18 protein-coding genes and 1 pseudogene are annotated in these 17,531 nt (G+C 49.5%); 10 read left to right on the top strand and 9 right to left on the bottom strand.

The features are described 5' to 3' along the window. Nucleotides 1-131: pseudogene (locus VB741_RS19490) on the top strand (photosystem II q(b) protein); the annotation flags it as partial. A gap of 482 nt (nucleotides 132-613) precedes the next feature. Further along, on the top strand, nucleotides 614-1,078 hold the full coding sequence (locus tag VB741_RS19485; RefSeq protein ID WP_323366868.1) for a pentapeptide repeat-containing protein: 465 nt from the start codon (nucleotides 614-616) through the stop codon (nucleotides 1,076-1,078). A 316-nt stretch (nucleotides 1,079-1,394) separates the two neighbouring features. On the opposite strand, the gene VB741_RS19480 is transcribed toward VB741_RS19485, so the two are convergent. Then, the gene (locus VB741_RS19480; RefSeq protein ID WP_323366867.1) at nucleotides 1,395-1,850 is read right to left on the bottom strand and encodes a Fur family transcriptional regulator; all 456 of its coding nucleotides are present in this window, start codon (nucleotides 1,848-1,850) and stop codon (nucleotides 1,395-1,397) included. Nucleotides 1,851-2,164: 314 nt separating this feature from the next. Here VB741_RS19480 and VB741_RS19475 point away from each other — a divergent pair, with 314 nt between their 5' ends. After that, the gene (locus VB741_RS19475) at nucleotides 2,165-3,223 is read left to right on the top strand and encodes a Fe(3+) ABC transporter substrate-binding protein (protein WP_323366866.1); all 1,059 of its coding nucleotides are present in this window, start codon (nucleotides 2,165-2,167) and stop codon (nucleotides 3,221-3,223) included. Nucleotides 3,224-3,332: 109 nt separating this feature from the next. After that, complete coding sequence (locus VB741_RS19470) at nucleotides 3,333-3,986, top strand: Fe2+-dependent dioxygenase (protein ID WP_323366865.1); 654 nt, start codon at nucleotides 3,333-3,335, stop codon at nucleotides 3,984-3,986. 16 nt (nucleotides 3,987-4,002) lie between these two features. Here VB741_RS19470 and VB741_RS19465 read toward each other — a convergent pair whose 3' ends face one another. The 4 genes from VB741_RS19465 to ndhC form a co-directional block, all read right to left on the bottom strand. Further along, nucleotides 4,003-4,857, bottom strand: a complete 855-nt coding sequence (locus VB741_RS19465) for a Stf0 family sulfotransferase (protein ID WP_323366864.1) — start codon at nucleotides 4,855-4,857, stop codon at nucleotides 4,003-4,005. Between the two features lie 172 nt (nucleotides 4,858-5,029). After that, the gene (locus tag VB741_RS19460; RefSeq protein ID WP_323366863.1) at nucleotides 5,030-5,560 is read right to left on the bottom strand and encodes an NAD(P)H-quinone oxidoreductase subunit J; all 531 of its coding nucleotides are present in this window, start codon (nucleotides 5,558-5,560) and stop codon (nucleotides 5,030-5,032) included. Then, entirely contained in the window at nucleotides 5,553-6,302 is a 750-nt protein-coding gene (locus tag VB741_RS19455; RefSeq protein WP_323366862.1) for an NADH dehydrogenase subunit K, read from the bottom strand. The genes VB741_RS19460 and VB741_RS19455 overlap by 8 nt, the downstream gene beginning before the upstream one ends. After that, a complete protein-coding gene (gene ndhC, locus VB741_RS19450; protein ID WP_323366861.1) occupies nucleotides 6,293-6,655 on the bottom strand; it encodes a photosynthetic/respiratory NAD(P)H-quinone oxidoreductase subunit C in 363 nt (120 codons plus the stop codon). Before ndhC ends, VB741_RS19455 begins: the two co-directional genes overlap by 10 nt. Nucleotides 6,656-6,953: 298 nt before the next feature. Between ndhC and VB741_RS19445 the strand changes: the two genes are divergently transcribed. The 6 genes from VB741_RS19445 to VB741_RS19420 all read left to right on the top strand — a co-directional run bounded on the left by VB741_RS19445 (nucleotide 6,954) and on the right by VB741_RS19420 (nucleotide 9,521). Further along, nucleotides 6,954-7,340 (top strand): rubredoxin, encoded by a 387-nt coding sequence (locus VB741_RS19445; RefSeq protein ID WP_323366860.1) that lies wholly within the window; start codon nucleotides 6,954-6,956, stop codon nucleotides 7,338-7,340. Nucleotides 7,341-7,444: 104 nt separating this feature from the next. Further along, on the top strand, nucleotides 7,445-8,497 hold the full coding sequence (locus VB741_RS19440; RefSeq protein ID WP_323366859.1) for a photosynthesis system II assembly factor Ycf48: 1,053 nt from the start codon (nucleotides 7,445-7,447) through the stop codon (nucleotides 8,495-8,497). Nucleotides 8,498-8,705: 208 nt separating this feature from the next. Then, nucleotides 8,706-8,951: a cytochrome b559 subunit alpha gene (gene psbE / locus VB741_RS19435; RefSeq protein WP_323366858.1), complete on the top strand. Its 246-nt coding sequence runs from the start codon at nucleotides 8,706-8,708 to the stop codon at nucleotides 8,949-8,951. A 110-nt stretch (nucleotides 8,952-9,061) separates the two neighbouring features. Then, entirely contained in the window at nucleotides 9,062-9,196 is a 135-nt protein-coding gene (gene psbF, locus VB741_RS19430; RefSeq protein WP_323366857.1) for a cytochrome b559 subunit beta, read from the top strand. Nucleotides 9,197-9,205: 9 nt separating this feature from the next. Then, nucleotides 9,206-9,325, top strand: coding sequence for a photosystem II reaction center protein L (locus tag VB741_RS19425; protein ID WP_323366856.1), 120 nt, complete (start codon nucleotides 9,206-9,208; stop codon nucleotides 9,323-9,325). Between the two features lie 76 nt (nucleotides 9,326-9,401). After that, nucleotides 9,402-9,521 (top strand): photosystem II reaction center protein J, encoded by a 120-nt coding sequence (locus VB741_RS19420; RefSeq protein ID WP_006518578.1) that lies wholly within the window; start codon nucleotides 9,402-9,404, stop codon nucleotides 9,519-9,521. A 657-nt stretch (nucleotides 9,522-10,178) separates the two neighbouring features. Here VB741_RS19420 and VB741_RS19415 read toward each other — a convergent pair. The 4 genes from VB741_RS19415 to VB741_RS19400 form a co-directional block, all read right to left on the bottom strand. After that, a complete protein-coding gene (locus VB741_RS19415) occupies nucleotides 10,179-12,386 on the bottom strand; it encodes a hypothetical protein (protein WP_323366855.1) in 2,208 nt (735 codons plus the stop codon). Nucleotides 12,387-12,869: 483 nt separating this feature from the next. Continuing rightward, nucleotides 12,870-15,365 (bottom strand): EAL domain-containing protein, encoded by a 2,496-nt coding sequence (locus tag VB741_RS19410; protein ID WP_323366854.1) that lies wholly within the window; start codon nucleotides 15,363-15,365, stop codon nucleotides 12,870-12,872. 406 nt (nucleotides 15,366-15,771) lie between these two features. Continuing rightward, on the bottom strand, nucleotides 15,772-16,197 hold the full coding sequence (locus VB741_RS19405) for a response regulator (protein WP_323366853.1): 426 nt from the start codon (nucleotides 16,195-16,197) through the stop codon (nucleotides 15,772-15,774). 90 nt (nucleotides 16,198-16,287) lie between these two features. Further along, on the bottom strand, nucleotides 16,288-17,511 hold the full coding sequence (locus tag VB741_RS19400; protein ID WP_323366852.1) for a sensor histidine kinase: 1,224 nt from the start codon (nucleotides 17,509-17,511) through the stop codon (nucleotides 16,288-16,290). Between the last annotated feature and the right edge of the window lie 20 nt (nucleotides 17,512-17,531).

Genomic DNA, 17,531 nt, shown 5'->3' with positions numbered 1-17,531 from the left:
CCGATGTAATCAACCGTGCCAACCTGGGTATGGAAGTAATGCACGAGCGCAACGCTCACAACTTCCCCCTAGACTTGGCCGCTGGTGAAGCTGCTCCTGTTGCTTTGGTTGCTCCCCAAATCAACGCATAGTTGTTTTGATACAGTTGCCTAGCTGATTTAATTTAGCTCTGAAAGCGTTCTCCAAACTGGGGAACGCTTTCTGCGTTTAAAGCTGACTTACCCTGCAAGCTTACTCGTTGTCCACAATTGTCAGCCGAATGCCATGTTACGGTTTACGCGCATTGAGCCGTAACAGCTGAAACCCATCCGGTCATCAACTCTATAGTGCACAGGTAATAGACTGGGTAGTTTGGGGGATATGGGGCCATGCTGAACCTATAACGAATTCAGCCAACTGTCCTGAAAACCGAATAATTATGGGTTGTTAAGACCCTAGGCAATTGTTTAAAGCCTGTGTCAAGATCGTGGCAACACATCATAAAGGGTGAAACAAGACGGCTAGGACTTTAGGAAGTTCAACTTTTTAAGTGTGGTAATTCCTAAGGGCCCATGGTCTCCACAGATTGATGTCTTCAAGACTAAACTGTTTAACCCCCTTGAGGAGATTGCTTATGTTGTTCCGCGCCGCTACCTTACTAGCTTTGGTTTTCCCTGTCGTTGTTTCCTTGCCCGTCCTTGGGGCTTCCGAGACTGACTTGAAACGTCTTGAAATGACTGGTGCTTGCCCTGGCTGCGATCTTTCAGGAGCTGATTTGCAGATGTCTCACCTGATTGGGGCTGATTTACGCGGTGCCAATTTGCAGGGCGCAAATCTTTCGGACAGTAATCTTGAAGGGGCTGACCTGACGAGTGCTAATTTGACCGGTGCCAATCTGAGTAATGCTTTCTTGACCAACGCTGTTTTTCAATCCGCCACCCTAGATGGGGCTGACCTGTCGGGTGCAGCTATCTACTTCACTGATGTGACTAATGCATCCCTGGAGAACATTGATATTGTGGGTGCCCAGGTGGTGGGTACCCCCATTAGTGTTGGTGGAACCTATGAGGATTATGAGGAAGAGGTGATTGGGGATTAGGGTTTCAGGCTAGGTATCTGAAGTCCCTTGAGATCCCCTCGAAACCCCCTAAGGTATCAGTTCATAGGACTGAACCCTAGGGGGGGATTTTATGTGCTCTTAAACGTTCTTTGTAACCGTCCCGCGAACACTGTTGGTTGAGCGGAGTTCTATAGCCTTAGGGCATGGGCAAGCCTAACGCGGAGCAGTTAGCCAACTTTCACAACCAGCATCCACTATTCCCTCTGGGAAGACTATGCCAACGACTCCGCTCAGGGGAGGCTTACTGTTCTTTTTAGTGTGTTTCGGACTGTCTTAATGGTTCGCCTTGAAATCCCTAAACCGGCATAATTGAGCGCTGGCACGCTGGACATACGGCATGGATCAATAACTGGCAATCTAATAGGTGATAGCCTGACTTGTCCGCCATTTTGGCTCCAGCCTTGAGCACGGAGTCGTTTTTGAATTCGATGGTTTTGTTACACCGCACGCAGATTAAATGGTGGTGGTGGTGGGGAGAGGGCTGATTAATTTCGTAGCGTTTTTGGCCTTCGGCTAGTTCCAACTCTCGCAAAATACCCATGCGGGACATCAGCTTCAGGTTGCGGTAAATGGTGGAGAGACTAATGGGCTCGCCTTCTTCTTTAAGCAGTTCGCACAGTTCTTCAGCACTGAGGTGATGCCCCTTATCAACGTTCTGAAACGTATTTAGGATCGTTTCCCGCTGAGGGGTCATTCGCCACCCTCGCTCATGGAGTTCGGCCTTCATTGCTGAGGGAGTATAGGAGACCATGGCCGTTCCTCCATAGAGTGTCATTAAGTAAAGCTTAATGAGAATCATAGCGAACTCTCTGACCATTTGCAATAGTTTTCTACTATTGCGAATAGTATCTAAAAGCTGATGGCCGAAAAAGACCTAGTCAGCGGGCTGGGATGTCTGTTGTAAAAGGGTGGCACCATTGGAGTGATTGAATTTTCAGGCTTATGGTCAGAAAGGCTGGGGTGGGGATGGGAAAAATGCGACGGTTCTTAATTTTTAAGCGTCCCGATTTCCTTCTAGAATAAGATTTGACTATTACTTAGGAAGATTTCGCATTAATGCTGGCTATGTCATATAAATCGGTTTTAGTTTGTGCGGGTCTGATGTCGTTGGCGATCGCAAGCTGTAATGATCAGTCACAAAAGACAGCTGAGCCGGGTTCAGCTGTCCCAAGCGGCGTAGTGAATGTTTATTCGGCCCGCCACTACGATGTGGACGATGCCCTGTTTGAAAGCTTTACGGAACAAACAGGCATCAAGGTCAATCTGGTGGAAGGCGAATCCGATGAGCTGCTCGAGCGAATTAAAACCGAAGGAGAGGCGAGCCCAGCGGATGTATTTATCACCGTAGATGCCGGACGCTTGTGGCGGGCGGAGCAGGCGGGGATTTTTCAGCCCGTGTCATCGGCGGTGCTGGATGAAACAGTACCCCCTAGCCTCCGGCACCCCGATGGTTTGTGGTACGGCTTAACCAAGCGAGCAAGGGTGCTGATCTATAACGTAGATGCTGTTGATCCAGGGGAACTTTCCACCTACGAAGCCCTCGCTGAGCCCGTCTGGAATGGGCGAGTGTGTGTGCGCAGTTCCAGCAATATTTATAATCAGTCCCTGCTGGGGTCGTTGGTGGAAACCATTGGCTTAGAAGAAACCGAGGCCTGGGCCCAGGGTTTGGTAAATAATTTTGCTCGGGATCCCGAAGGGGGGGATGTGGACCAAATTAAGGCGGTGGCTGCGGGGCAGTGTGATGTGGCTATTGCTAATCATTACTATTGGGCCCGGCTGGCTAAGTCCGATGAGCCAGAAAGCCAGGATGTGGTGTCCAAGACGGCGGTGTTTTTTCCCAATCAGGATGATCGGGGTGTCCACGTGAATATTAGTGGCTTCGGTATGGTGGCTGGGGCTGACAATGAGGAGAATGCGATCGCATTCCTCGAATTTCTAGTCAGTCCCGAAGCCCAGGAAGTCTTTGCCAATAGCAATAACGAATATCCAGTGGCTGAAGGCACACCGATCGAGCCCATCGTGGCCGAACTCGGCGAGTTCAAAATGGATGAGGTTAACGTGACTGCCTACGGTCGGAATAATCCTGAAGTGGTTAAACTGGTCGACCGGGTGGGTTGGAAATAGAACTGTGTCGTACTCGACGGATACAGTTGTTGAGTACGAGTTAGCTTTTGGTACTTGAGCCTTTCAGGCCGATCCATCGCCCCAACCAACCTGACAGACATAATCCCTTATGCTGTTTCAAATTGCCGATGTCCTTTCTCCGGATGAGTTAAATCAACTCCAAACAGAGCTGGCAACAGCTGAGTTTGTGGATGGCAAAACAACCGCTGGATGGTATGCCCAGCAAGTTAAACACAACCAGCAACTCAAACCCGATGCGGGCCAAGCCTTAAAAGCAACGGTCCAAGCCGCCCTCGGTCGCAACCCCTTATTTCAAATTGCCGTCCGACCCAAACAGATCCATAATCTGCGCTTTAGCCGCTACGGTGTTGGTATGTCCTACGGGACCCACGCCGACAATGCCATGATGGGCGGCTATCGAGCAGATGTATCCTTTACCCTGTTTCTGAGCGACCCAGCGGACTATGGCGGTGGAGAACTAGTGATTGAAGGGGCCGACGATGAGCAGCCCTATAAGTTGTCAGCAGGCCATGCCGTCGTCTATCCCTCATCCACCCTGCATCGGGTGAATGAAGTGACCCAGGGGCAGCGGCTGGTGGTGGTTGGCTGGGTACAAAGTTTATTGCGTGATCCGACCCAGCGAGAACTCCTGTTTGATATCGATACCGTACGCCGCTCATTATTTGCCCAGCACGGTAAGACCACCGAATTTGACCTACTCTCCAAAAGCGTATCCAATCTGCTGCGACGCTGGATAGAGTAATAGGATTTTGGCCCACCTACCTACCTTTCCCTAGGGTCTGTCTTAAGGTACTCCTGAGCTGGGAGTATCCAGCTAGCCAGCTTTCAGGAATCAAATTGTAGTACCTGAGCCAGCGTTGATTGATTTGATTACCCTGTTTTTGGGTGCCTTGGACAATCTCCACTGCTGGGTCCGAAAGTTCGATGTCACAAAACTCCAGCACCCTGTGAATCGTCGGCTCAAAATCTTTGACCAAGTCTTCATACACCACCTGACAAAAGGGCAGGTTGTTTTGCTCGAAAAACTTTAGCCAGTTTTGATTGCGCCTTTGGAGTCCCTGTTTATAGCGATAAATATTGAGGGGGTTAAAGAAGACTTTCTTTTTGCTATTGACAGGCTCCCCATGGAAATCTTTGGGGATTATAAAAACTCCCGTTTGATAACCAATGGCGGCAGAAATTGCTTGCTGGGTTAGGTCACCCCGCCGGATAAAAACAAAACGTGGATTGGGAAAAAATAAACTAAGGATTTCCAGATTCGTTTTTTTTTCTAGGGTGGGGTCGGTGCGGGCTAATTTAGTTAAGGCTTTCATGTGGTCCCAATGTAGTTTGATGCCAAACACTCGATTGGGGGTGCTTCCTGCCCGATAAACTTTGGGCAGATAGCGATAGAGTTCAGGGGCTGATGAATAGACTGCGTTTTGATCTAAAGTCGCGGGGAGAAAAAACTCTTGAGATTTGCCAACGCAGTTCAAATTGCTCAAAGTTGCACACAGTAAGTTACTGCCCGAGCGCCCTGTGGAGCAGACAATAATGCTTTTGGTTGGTAACAAATCCGTCGATGGGGAAGTAGAAAACGACATTTCATGGCCATGGTTGTCGTACAGTTTCAATTCTAAAGCCCATATTAAAAACTCCCAACCCGTTTTAAAGAGGGATTGGGAGCCTGAAAACGGATAGTCGTCTGACTTAAAACGCTCTATTAAGGCCCGATATATGGGCAGTAACTCCCCATCGGCATCAATAGGCGTTTTGTAGCTCGTAAAAATCTGGCGATAGGCGTTTTCAATAGGCGTCTTGTAGCTCGTAAAAATCTGGCGAAATGTAGTCCTTACGCATGGGCCAACCTACCCAGTCCTCAGGCATGAGTAGACGCTTCAGGTTCGGATGTCCTTCATAGATAATGCCGTACATGTCGTAGCATTCTCGCTCTTGCCAGTCAGCCGCCTTCCAAATCCAATAGACTGAGGGGATTGTAGGCTTATCCCGTGGCACGTAGACCTTAATCCGCACCTCTTCTGGCCGATCGGCATTATCACTTACCTTGGTCAAGTGGTAAAAACTCACCAGGGGTTGGCCAGGACCTGCATCGTAGGCACCCTGACACTGGAGATAGTTAAACCCGTAGGCATAAAGCGCCGTACAAAAAGGGATCAAAAAGGCCGGTTCCACCCTAAGCAGTTCCATCCCTAGGTGATCGCGCTCCATAATCTCATGGGCAAATCCCTGTTCGGTCAGCCAAAGGGATACGGGGCCAGCTTCCACCAAAGCTCCAGCTGCCTCAACAGCAGCCTCGGGCGTTGTTTCATCAGCCATTGGTTTTTTCTCCTTCCGGTTGAGCCGCTTTCTCGGCTGCAGGCAGCGTTACAGGCATTCCCATGGCTTGCATCAGCTCTTTTGGAGGAGCCTCTCGGGTGCCAGAGCGAATGTAGTTGCCGGTGAGAATGGGTTCCACTGCCGTCATTTTGTGGGCCCGGGTGTAATAGCGATGGGTTTGTTCTAAAATGCCTCGCTCCCGCATAGACTCATTGGCAATTTTCTTGCGTAGCTTAATGACGGCATCAAAAATGGCTTCAGGCCGCGGGGGACAGCCAGGAATATAAACATCCACTGGAATCAGCTTATCGACACCGCGTACCGCCGATGGGGAATCTACACTAAACATGCCACCTGTAATGGTGCAGGCTCCCATGGCGATGACATACTTGGGCTCAGGCATCTGCTCGTAGAGGCGCACAAGGGCTGGAGCCATTTTCATGGTGACGGTGCCAGCGGTAATTAGCAAATCTGCTTGGCGCGGGCTAGAACGGGGAGCCAAACCAAAGCGGTCAAAGTCGAACCGAGAGCCTAACAGGGCGGCGAACTCAATAAAGCAGCAGGCCGTACCGTACAGCAGGGGAAATAGGCTAGACAGGCGGGTCCAGTTGTAAATGTCATCAACGGTGGTGAGGATGACGTTTTCTGACAGTTCTTGGGTGACGGCGGGCGGAGCTGCCGGATTCATTACCCGTTTATCATCACCAATGAGGGAACTACCTGTGGGTGATTTTATGACCATTCCAATGCTCCTTTACGCCATGCGTAAACCAAACCGATTAGCAGAATTGCAATAAAGACCAAGGCCTCGATAAAGGCAAGAACACCCAGGGTATGGAATGCGACTGCCCATGGGTATAGAAAGACGGTTTCCACGTCAAAGATGACGAAGACCAGGGCAAACATGTAGTAGCGAATGTTGAACTGAATCCAGGCACCGCCAATGGGCTCCATCCCTGATTCGTATGTGGTGCGTCTAACGACCCCTGTGCCTTTGGCTCCTAGGAGTTTAGCGGCCACTAGGGCGGTGACAGGCACCAGACCACAAATGATTAAAAATAGTAGAAAATACTCGTATCCGGTTAATACAAACACGCGCGCTCTATGGTTCTCTCTCTAGGAACTGTCTCTGGGAACTGATAGCCCCTAGTTAGCTTACTTCTATTCTAGTCAGCTGTGTAGGCTAATCTCGCTAGGCTTGAACATACTATCGATAAAAATTTTAAGTAATATCTATAGATAGTTCCGGTAGTTCGGTCACATTTTTCTAGAACGATCCAGCATGGTGATCCAGCCCGATTGATCCAGCTCAACAATCATCGATGGCGGGAGAAGCAACTTGATATGTAATAATTGTTTACACAATGCTGTCTGAAACCCTTCTAAACATTCCATGAGTACTGAGCCTGACCCTAAACCGGTGGTGGATCCGCCTGAGGCTGAAGCGCCCCGAGCGCCCCTCACCCCCTATGAAATGGATCGCTACGAATGTCGTCCCTGTGGCTACACCTATGAGCCGGTTAAGGGGGATGGTAAGGCTAATATTCCGCCGGGGGTGCCGTTTTCAGAGCTGCCGATGAAATGGCGTTGCCCAGTATGTGGGGCTCGACCCAAGTCGTTTATGAGTATTGGACCGGCGGGTAAGCCATCGGGGTTTAGTGAAAACCTGGGGTATGGTTTTGGGGTCAATGTCCTCACACCGGGTCAAAAGAATATTTTGATATTTGGTGCATTGGGGTTAGCGTTCCTCTTTTTCATGAGTTTGTACGGCTTGAAGTAGGTCTCCAATGGCCCTGGGTCTTCATGCTTCTGGTTAGCCAGGATAAAGCGCTCAGTCGGGATTTCATGTCTTAATTTGTTTATTTGTCTTGAATTGGGTTAGAGATGCAAACGGTTTTAAAAGGTTTTTTTAGTGAGCGAGGGGCCATCGGGCTCAAGCAATTACTGCTGGTTGCGATCGCAATTCTCACCGTCGGCTGTACAAAGTTTTTTCTGCCATCCCTGGAGGCCAATCCCTGGCAGACCATTGCCCTAGAAACCGACTCCACCTTCTCCGATGTGGCGTTTACGTCAGATATGGACCACGGTTGGCTAGTGGGTAGCCGTTCTACCTTGTTTGAAACCGTAGACGGTGGTAAGACCTGGGAGCAAAAGGCCCTAGATTTGGGCGAACAACGCTACACCTTTACCTCCGTCAGCTTTGTCGGCGACGAAGGCTGGGTTGCAGGCTTACCCAGTGTGCTGTTGCACACCACCGACGGTGGCCAGTCTTGGGCTAAGGTGCCCCTGAGCGCTCAGCTGCCCGGCGGTCCTCTACTGGTGACAGCCCTGGGTAAAGGAACCGTCGAAATGGCCACCGATGTGGGAGCCATTTACCGGACGGAAGACAGCGGACGTAACTGGACAGCGCTGGTCCAGTCAGCCGTGGGCGTGGTGCGAAATATGACCCGGAATGAAGATGGGCGCTATGTGGCTGTCTCGTCTCGCGGAAATTTTTACTCCATTTGGGAGCCTGGCCAGGATAGCTGGCAGCCCCACAATCGCGATAACTCCAAACGGTTACAAAACATGGGTTTCACCACCAGCGGTAACCTTTGGTTGATTGGCCGAGGTGGTCAGATGCAGTTTAGTCAGCCCGACGAAAATCCTGATGTACCCAAGTACGAATCCTGGGGTGACCCCGTTCGGCCTGAACTTGGCAGTAGCTGGGGCTTTTTAGATGTGGGCTACCGCACCCATGACGAAATGTGGGTCAGCGGCGGTAGTGGCACCCTACTCATGAGTCCCGACGGGGGTGAAACCTGGTTAAAGGATGAACCCGCCGGGGACGTCCCCTCTAACCTCTACCGAATTAAATTTTTTGGTGAAAATCAGGGCTTTGTTTTGGGGCAGCGGGGCTATCTACTGCGCTATGTGCCTGAGGATGCCACCGTTTAGGTGACGATTCAATTCATTCTTAAATGACCCTCTAGGGAACAAAAATATGAAGGAATCCTTAATCGCCGCTTGATAGGGATATACCCTGTTCCCTATGATGTAACTAAACCCTTTCCACATCCAGAATTATGGTTTTCAGTGATGGAAGCTCTAGGCTCTAATTTGGATGTGGGTCAACGCCTATTTTCTGTTAAGAGGAGACTGTGTAATGGCAGGTTCAACCGGAGAAAGACCTTTTTCAGACATTATTACCAGTATTCGCTACTGGATCATCCATAGCATTACGATTCCGGCACTGTTTATCGCTGGTTGGTTATTTGTGTCCACTGGCCTAGCCTATGACGCCTTTGGCACCCCTCGCCCCAACGAGTACTTCCCCAACAATCAGGTCCAGGTACCGATTCTGGAGAAGCGCTACGAAGCCGATAAGCAGATTACTACGTTTGGAAATTAGCCCTGCTCTACCGTCAAATCTTGGGTTTTGATTCATCAGAAACTCAATGTTTGCCGCTTGATTGGGTTGAATTCCCATAATTGATTGTCAATTGAGATTAGAATTTTCCTATGACCAGCAATAACCCCAACGAGCCCATTGTTTATCCGATTTTTACGGTACGGTGGCTCTCCGTTCATGCCCTTGGCGTTCCCTCGGTCTTCTTCTTGGGTGCCATTGCCGCAATGCAATTTATTCAACGCTAGGAGTTATCCGTGGATAGAACCCCAAATCCCAATAAGCAGCCCGTTGAGTTAAACCGGACCTCTTTGTTCCTGGGTTTACTGTTAGTTTTTGTTTTAGGTCTGCTATTTTCTAGCTACTTCTTTAACTAACTTCGACGGGTATGGAGGGTCCCTTGGGCCGTCTAGACTTTTTTCATGAGAGTAGGTGACAACAGGAGATAAATGCATGTTTAAAGATGGCCGAATTCCCCTTTGGATTGTGGCAACTGTGGCCGGCACGGGTGTGTTGGTTGTAGTTGGTCTATTTTTCTACGGTGCCTATGCTGGTGTAGGCTCAGGTGTCTAAACTTCCTTGACCTTCTCCCCAGACTTTAGAGCTAGCTGTGGGTTGGATTGTCTCAATACTTTGAATCTGTAGGCAATCTGTTGAATACATGCAGCGGATTGTGCTCCCCCGTAGCAGTTGGTAATAGAGTTCCAGCGTCCACGAGTACTGCGGAGTGCGGCTATACAAGGCTGTGGTTCTCGTTGGTTAAGGTCAAATAGATTCGAAAAGCCCTTTAATCCGAAAAGCCCTTTAAGCAGACTCCGCTTAAAGGGCTTTTCGGATTAAAGGGCTTTTGTCGTCTCTTTCTTTTAGCCTGGTGGCCAGCCTATGCCGACGTTTCTTCCTGCTCTACATACAGGAACATGGCAATCATGAATGCAAATGCATGAATAGCCACAATGGGCACCATGACCTGAGGCAAAAGGGAAGTATCCATATATCAAGTCTCCTATCTCTCAATGGTGAGCGAGTGCTCGGAAGATTTAACCGGTTTTACGTCCAGAAATGCAGGTTTTCCATGAGGGAACCTGGATATTCTCACTTGGACGGGGCCTAAGACCTAGAACTTAATTTACTGCGATTTGATGCGGTATATGTAGATTGTTTAGAAAGTTTGCACGGCATTGGGTAATTTGATAGTGCTGTTCCCGCTGCTATTGCCCTTGGGGCCATTCGTCACCATTCATCAAATACGGATAGGGAATCGTCTGGCGGCATCACCCGGCGGTTTTGCACGACTTTACGACTTTCCTGGAGGGTGGTCATGTCCACTGCGATCGCAGCAATCTGGAGTTCTAAACAGCCGCTGGGCACCTGCACCCGCATCAGGGTTTCTAGCTCATTCAGGTCATTGGGGGTGAACTGCATCAGTAAACGCGGAGCCTCGATCACGGTACGGGTTTGCAAATCATTCATCCACACTTTGACATAGGGCTGGTAGTCAGTCATCGGCATGCGCACCCTAATGGCAATCCATTCACCGGCCACCAACTCCTGCATGGGCACATCGAGGATGGGGGGTAATACTTGCAGGGGGGCTGCGTCGTCGCTTTTTCCCTGATCCCGGCGCGGCGGCTGCCCCGAGGGCGGCTCAGGGGGGTAGTACTGGGGCTGCTGCTCGTAAACCACAAACTCATTGCTTTGGGGGTTGCCCTCTGGCCAGGTGTCAGAAGGCTGCAACGCCCGTTTGACCTCTACGGACTGACGATAGCCATCCTGGGTTAATAGGTTCAGCTTTTGCCAAAATCGTTCCCGGAGCTGCAGTTTCTGAAAGGCTCGCTCAATGTTGATGGCGGTCGGATTCCACTGGGTATCTTCGGCTGTATCCGCTAGTTCCAGGTCATCAGAGATGTCAGCATCGTCTAGCGTGCTGGTCGTGAAGGGTCGCTCCCCTAGGGGAGGATTGGGGGGCAGGTCCTCTGCGGCGGCGGCGGCGGCCAGTTCCAAGTCTAAATCGTCTTCTTCAATCCAGTTGCCCAGATCAAACACCCGAGGCTCAGCAAAGGCCAGGGGTTCGTCTACCGTGGGCCTAGCTGTCTCCAGCCGGATATTTTCGTCTAATGCGGTCATTTCCTCGGCCCCTTGGTTAGGGGCAAGCCCGTCGCTGGGGGCTTGGTTAATTGCCTGATCGGGTAGTTGGTTATCCCCCATATCCCCAGAAATATCCCCAGCACTGTCTAGGGTCTCGTCCTCATGCTCAACTGCTTTAGGGGCAGTTGGGGAACCCATCGGTTCCTGGCTGGTTCTGCTGCTGGTGGGAAATGTCGGTAGCTCTGGTGGCCGATCGACATCATTCGGGTTGGGGGGGGTGAGTTGGGGCGGTAGGGTTAAGCCTTCAGAGGGGATCAGCTCCCTAGGGACAATGGGATTTTCGTAGGTGAGCAGCGTTTCTGCCTGTTTGGCATGGGGAACAAAGGACTCGGTGGAGCCTGGAAAAATGGAGATTTCTTCTTCGAATTCTAGGTTGGGCTGATTTGCGATCGCATCCAGCATTTGGGCCAACCCAATTGTCACCGTAAACGACGCCGAGGCCCATGCTGGTCGATCCGCACTACCCTCCCGATCCCGTAGCGAAATTGCCCCCAAAATCACCTGGGTAGACAGTTCATCTGGCAATGTAATCGTCACCGAAAATGGAGCAGGTAGTTTTTGCGGAGATAGATCAACAGCCTTTTCCTGGAGCGAGTTGGCAGTTTGAGGATCCCGTAACTGCACCCAAAGCTGACAGCTGGCGAGGTTATCCCCAGGGTTAGCCGTAAAGAGCTGACCCATTAATGTTAGAGACTGCCCCAGCTGGGTGACATAGGCCTGCTGTTTCAGCTCTAATTTCACATCAGCGAGTTGAGCAGCTCCCGCCGCTGCCGGGTCAAGGTTTGCCGGGTCAATATTTGCACTGCCACTTACACCGCTGCCACTGCCACCGCTGCCACTTAGGTAGACGTCAGTGGCAGCCTCAGCCGTACCTGCCATGGACTGGGACAGATCCTCTTCTGTAGCAGCGTCTGACCAGTCAGGCTCCCAATCATCCTCATCCCGAGGCGTAACCTGCAGCTGAACCGAATAATGCCAAGCCTCCCCCAAAAAATCATCAATCACATCGGGACTATTACAATCAATCTCCCAGCGACCAGGGTTCAGTTGCATGAACGGAAAAATAGCCAGCAATCCAGAATCATTGGTCATGGACTTACGCTTACGCACCCGGCGTCGAGGGGGCATCTCCTCTAGCAGTAGCTGGCTGACCCGCACCTCAACAGGCGTGTCGTCATAGCTGGTATACGCAGCCATGCGATAGCGACCTTCCAATATTTCCACCTGTCTTGTTTCTAAAGGCAGCCAGGTTTGATCCCCTTCCTGCTGAATTAAAAACTCCCAATAACGCATACTCAAACACCTGTCAGAGACGTGCCCCTATCACCTGTCGCCATTTTGCCCCAAGCCAATTAGCTTATAGCCTAGGAACAATTAGTCAGAGCATAGGGGCAATCCTAGCAAACATAGCTACGATTCTCACGTTTTTCAGTAAGCGTAACGTCTTTCCCTGCTTTAGCCATGGCAATATCGCCATTGGTTAAATTCATTCAGCCGATTACACCCCATATAGCTATTGTTAGCTAAGGCTTTCAGCGATTACCGATGTTGTGAGCTATGGGCCCATAGCGATATTAAAGAAATATGGCGCAATGCTCTTTCTGAAGACCCCGACTGAGCCTGAATTTCGCCGTTGCTGATTTAAAGGACGAACCGGTCTGTTAGCCATGCTCTATGCCAGTATCTTGCCGATGAAATCATCTCAAGGATCAGCAACGCCTAAATCTTGCGCTGCCACAATCTGGTCGGAATCCCCAGGAAAAAACTGATTCAGCCCTACAGGAGCGGCTGAGGACGGCTAATGGCATAGCCCTGGGCGTAGTCTATCCCCAGGGTCTGCACTTTTTCTAGGACAGCTGTGTTTTCCACATATTCAGCAATTGTTTTTAACCCCATAATGTGGCCAATGTGATTAATCGATTGCAGCATGGCGCACAGAACCTCATCCGTCGGGGATTCTTTAACAAAGGTGCCATCAATTTTAAGATAGTCCACGGGTAGGTGCTTTAAATAGTTAAACGAAGACATGCCGCTACCAAAATCATCCAGGGCAAAGTGACAGCCCAATTTTTTTAGCTTTAAGATCAGGTCAACCGCTTTTTGCAGGTTAGCAATGGCCAGGGTTTCCGTAATCTCAAAACAGAGTATTTGGGGATTGACCGGATACTTTCTTAGCTGCTCCTCCAAGAAGTCAATGAAGCTCTCATCATTGATACTAGAGCCCGATAGGTTCACGCTGTAAATAGTCTTAGGAATAGGTGGATGAGATGCCAAGTAGGTAAAAAAACTTTCCACCACCCATCGATCAATCCGAGGCATGAGGTTATAACGCTCAGCCGTTGGCAAAAATGCCATCGGCGGTGAAATCTCTCCCGTTTGAGGATGGGGCAAGCGCAGTAGAATTTCGCACAATCGAGTATCCGAAGCCCCTGGAACAGCGGCCTCAATGGTCTGGTAGTAAAGCTGAAACTGATTCTCATCTAAGGCCTCAGTCACCCGAGAAAACCACTGAATATCTTCTGTCTGACGATGAATCCCGTCGTCGTCTGGGTGATAGACCTGCACCCGATTGCGACCTTTATTTTTAGCCGCATAGCAGGCCGTGTCCGCCAGTCGCATCACCTGCTCACTACTGGTGGTGTGGGAATTAATGGGAACAATACCAACGCTAACACCAATATTAAACACCTTGCCATCATACATAAAGCGATATCTTTGAATACTTTGGCAAAATGAGTCAGCAATTTGGGTAGCACGGCTCAACTGACAGTTATACAGCAGCAAGCCAAATTCATCTCCCCCTAGTCGTGCCAAGATATCTGTCTGACGAATTTGCCCCCGCCACAGGTCTGCCACCTGACGCAACAGCTGGTCTCCCGCCGCATGGCCACAGGTATCATTCACCGCCTTAAAATGGTCCAAGTCCATGTAGCACAGCATGTGTTGAGACTCTTGCTCCATCAGCTGATCAATGGCCTCATCTAGGGAGTGAATGAACTTTTTTCGATTGAGTAGCTCCGTTAGGGAATCGTGGGTCGCTTGCCAAGCCAGTTGTTTTGCCCTGCCCCGTTCCTCTGTCACATCATGAAAAACAAGCACGGTGCCCAAAACCTCTCCTGTGGCGGAGCGAATTGGCGCAGCTGAGTCACCAATGCCAAACTCTTCGCCTGTTTTTGAAATCAACGTAGGGTGATTACTTAAGCTGATGACTTTTTTCTCTTTTATGGCTTGCAGCGCCGGATTTTGCAGTGGTTGTCCGGTATTACTATCAACAATATGACATACCTCTGAAATCGAACGCTGTCTGGCCTCCTTTGCTTTCCATCCAGTTAGCTTCTCCGCCACCGGATTAAAGTCTTTAATATGGCCGTACTCATCCGTTGTAATAACGGCATCGCCGATGGAATGAAGGGTGATTTGGGCCAGTTCTTTTTCCTTATATAAAGATTGCTCTAGCTCCTTACGCTCAGTGATGTCCGTTTGAGAACCGGCAATCCGATACGGAGATCCCGTTTCGTCCCACAGCGCCATGCCACGGGTTAACATCCAGCGATAGCTGCCATCACTATGTAAAATTCGATACTCACATGCAAAGTTTACCCAATGAAAATCCAGGTGTTCCTGCAGCTTGCGCTCAAAGTCAGACCGATCGTCAGCATAGATTCGAGATAACCACTCCTCTGGGCTATCGCTAATGTCACTGTTGTCTAGACCTAACATTGTTTTCCAGCGGCGGGAATAACAGATGGTGTCCGCTTTCAGATCCCAGTCCCAAATGCCGTCATTAGCTCCTTGAACCGCTAGGGCATAGCGTTCTTCACTAATTTCCAGCTTCTTCGTGAGTTCCGTACGCTCAATGGCATATTGAATAGTCTTAGCCAATAAATTGCCGACATCTACGTACCCTAAGCGTTTGATCCGTTCGGGAGAGAACGTATCTGACTTGACTAAATAGTCTTGAGCCCCTTCTTTTAGGGCGGCAATGGCAACATTTTGATCTTGAATGCCAGTGAGCACCACGACCGGTATCTTGGGCACTAACGCTTTGATTTGCTTAACCAGTTCTACACCTTGGCCATCCGGTAGACACAGGTCCAATAGCACCACATCAAAGTTATTGTTGTTAGCTGCCAAGGCCTGGATGGCTTCATTGAAGCGTTCAGCATGATATAACGTTGTTTCTATCAGCTCAGATGATGTTAAAAGCTCTTGAAAGAGTTGCGCATCCGACAGATTATCTTCAATCAGCAATGCATCGATTCCTGCCGTCATAGGGGTTTCCGTAAAGGTATATGTGATAGATAAATGGGTTGTAAAAAAGAGTTGAGTATATGCAGCTAACCTACACTGGCTGGTCTATCTCAAGTGGTTTAAACAATAGTTCGGACACTTTTTTGGACAAGTGCTGAAACCCTTGATTTCTCGTTAACCGAGTTGCTACGGAAGAGGGCTGAAACCCGCATTCTACCGTTGGCCATCAAAAACTGTCCGAATGTTGTTAAAAATATAGTAAGAAAACTCGATATAAATTGTATATCGCAAAAATACCTATTCTTAGGCCAGTTGCGTAACACCTGGATGGTATTTTAGTTATACAGAGCTTAAGATGAATTAATGCTATGGGTGTCGGGTGTTTGCCTATGGATCACTGATTGATTATCATCAGCGGTTATCTCGCCTAGGTACGGGCTGGTAACTGTGCTGTTTTGAGCCAAAAGTCGTAAATTTTTTGAGCCATTAGCTGATAATCACTAAAATTCGTGGGCTTAGTGATGTAAGCATTCGCGTGGAGTTGATAGCTTTTATAGATATCATTTGGAGTGGCAGAGCTGGATAGCACGATGGTGGGGATAGCCTGCCATACCTCGTTCCGTTTGATTTCTCGAAGCACTTCATGACCGGTTTTGCCCGGCAGATTTAAGTCAAGCAAAATTAGCTGGGGATGGACATGGGACCTACAGTCAATTTGTCCTAGCAGGGCTAAAGCGTCGTCACCCGTTTGAGCGATTTGGATAGGCCACTGACAGCCGACATCATCCAGGGCCGCAGATAAAATAGCTGCATCGGTAGGTGAATCTTCTACTAGAAGAATAGTTACGTCCATCTCATTGGTCAGCTATATTGATGCTGATTGGGCACCATGTGAATTATCCTAACGAGCCTAGAGGGAATTAGGTTGTCGCAGAAGCAAACCTTAAACTTCTTTTTGGCAATCATTGACGGTAAGGGTGAAATAGAAGATTGCCCCTTCTCCGGGGGAAGATTCCAGCCATATGTCGCCTTGATGATGTTCAACAATTCTTTTGCAGATGGCTAGACCAATGCCGTAACCCTTTTGTTCTTGCTGGTTGTGCAATCGTTGAAAAAGCTTGAAAATTCGTTTTTGCTGGTCGTGGGGAATGCCGATGCCATTGTCATGGACAGCAAAAAGCCACTTGTTAGCTTGCGGTTCAGCGGTGATGTGGATATGGGGCGGTTCTGGGCCTCGAAATTTTATCCCATTGCCGATCAGATTTTGCAACAGCTGTATGATGTGGTTTTTATCTATGAACAGAGTGGGCAAATCCCCATGGGTAATGGTTGCCTGGGTTTCCCGTCGCATGAGTTCTAAATTTTCCAGAGCGATTTCTAGGGCCTGGTTTAAGTCGGTGGGGGCATGGGTAGGTTGTTTGTGATTGATGCGGGAGAGTTCTAAAATGCCATCAATCATCGCTTTCATGCGGGTGCCCCCGTCAACAATGTGGGTGATGTATCGTTGGGCCGATGAATCTAGCTGCTGACCATAGCGTTGTTCTAATAGCTGGGAAAAGGCCGTCATCGCCCTGAGGGGTTCTTGCAGATCGTGGGAAACAACGTAGGCAAATTCTTCTAAGTCGGCGTTGGAGCGGGCTAACGCTTGGGCCTGATAGGCGAGTTCTTGTTCTGTTTGCTGTTGCTCTAATACTTGGGCGCGTAAACGACTATTCATTTCCATCAGCTCTGTCGTTTGGGAATTTTCTGCCCCTTCCCAGTACTCCTGTTGATCCCGTTCAATTAAAACGGTGAGAACTTCTGTTGTCTCGTGGATGTTATGTCTGCTGGCGGCGATGGTGACGGTGTCAGATTGGCTGCCAATCTGGCTGCCAATCTGGCTATCAGGTATCGCCATAGCACAGGAACAGCCAGCGAGTTTGGCGGTACCATCATCCTGGGCTCGCTTGAGGACAATGCTTGTGGGAATTTGCAGGGGCGCAGGCAGTAGCTTAAGCACATCCTTAGATAGCATGTCCTTTTCATCCTTAAGTATCCCTAGAGCATCGCCGTAGATCTTTAGGAGATGATGCTCTTGATCAACCAGTAGACAGGTAATCTGTCGGTATTGGAGCAAAGCCTGGAAAGCGATGTTGATCGTTGGATCAAATTTCGGGTTGTCTTGCAAGGGTGGCGACAGAATAGGGA

Origin of the sequence: Leptothoe sp. PORK10 BA2, from assembly GCF_034932105.1 — a bacterium.
GTDB lineage: Bacteria > Cyanobacteriota > Cyanobacteriia > Phormidesmidales > Phormidesmidaceae > Leptothoe.
The sequence above is the reverse complement of the archived record's forward strand: the minus strand, read 5'-3'. Positions and strand labels throughout refer to the sequence as shown.

What these genes read in the sequence shown, in the direction of transcription:
- VB741_RS19480 (WP_323366867.1), bottom strand. Translation starts at nt 1,850, where the DNA reads ATGGTCTCCTATACTCCCTCAGCAATGAAGGCCGAACTCCATGAGCGA.
- VB741_RS19455 (WP_323366862.1), bottom strand. Translation starts at nt 6,302, where the DNA reads ATGGTCATAAAATCACCCACAGGTAGTTCCCTCATTGGTGATGATAAA.
- psbF (WP_323366857.1), top strand. Translation starts at nt 9,062, where the DNA reads ATGACCAGCAATAACCCCAACGAGCCCATTGTTTATCCGATTTTTACG.
- VB741_RS19405 (WP_323366853.1), bottom strand. Translation starts at nt 16,197, where the DNA reads ATGGACGTAACTATTCTTCTAGTAGAAGATTCACCTACCGATGCAGCT.
- VB741_RS19415 (WP_323366855.1), bottom strand. Translation starts at nt 12,386, where the DNA reads ATGCGTTATTGGGAGTTTTTAATTCAGCAGGAAGGGGATCAAACCTGG.
- VB741_RS19475 (WP_323366866.1), top strand. Translation starts at nt 2,165, where the DNA reads ATGTCATATAAATCGGTTTTAGTTTGTGCGGGTCTGATGTCGTTGGCG.
- psbE (WP_323366858.1), top strand. Translation starts at nt 8,706, where the DNA reads ATGGCAGGTTCAACCGGAGAAAGACCTTTTTCAGACATTATTACCAGT.
- VB741_RS19410 (WP_323366854.1), bottom strand. Translation starts at nt 15,365, where the DNA reads ATGACGGCAGGAATCGATGCATTGCTGATTGAAGATAATCTGTCGGAT.
- VB741_RS19445 (WP_323366860.1), top strand. Translation starts at nt 6,954, where the DNA reads ATGAGTACTGAGCCTGACCCTAAACCGGTGGTGGATCCGCCTGAGGCT.
- VB741_RS19470 (WP_323366865.1), top strand. Translation starts at nt 3,333, where the DNA reads ATGCTGTTTCAAATTGCCGATGTCCTTTCTCCGGATGAGTTAAATCAA.
- VB741_RS19440 (WP_323366859.1), top strand. Translation starts at nt 7,445, where the DNA reads ATGCAAACGGTTTTAAAAGGTTTTTTTAGTGAGCGAGGGGCCATCGGG.
- VB741_RS19460 (WP_323366863.1), bottom strand. Translation starts at nt 5,560, where the DNA reads ATGGCTGATGAAACAACGCCCGAGGCTGCTGTTGAGGCAGCTGGAGCT.
- VB741_RS19485 (WP_323366868.1), top strand. Translation starts at nt 614, where the DNA reads ATGTTGTTCCGCGCCGCTACCTTACTAGCTTTGGTTTTCCCTGTCGTT.
- VB741_RS19420 (WP_006518578.1), top strand. Translation starts at nt 9,402, where the DNA reads ATGTTTAAAGATGGCCGAATTCCCCTTTGGATTGTGGCAACTGTGGCC.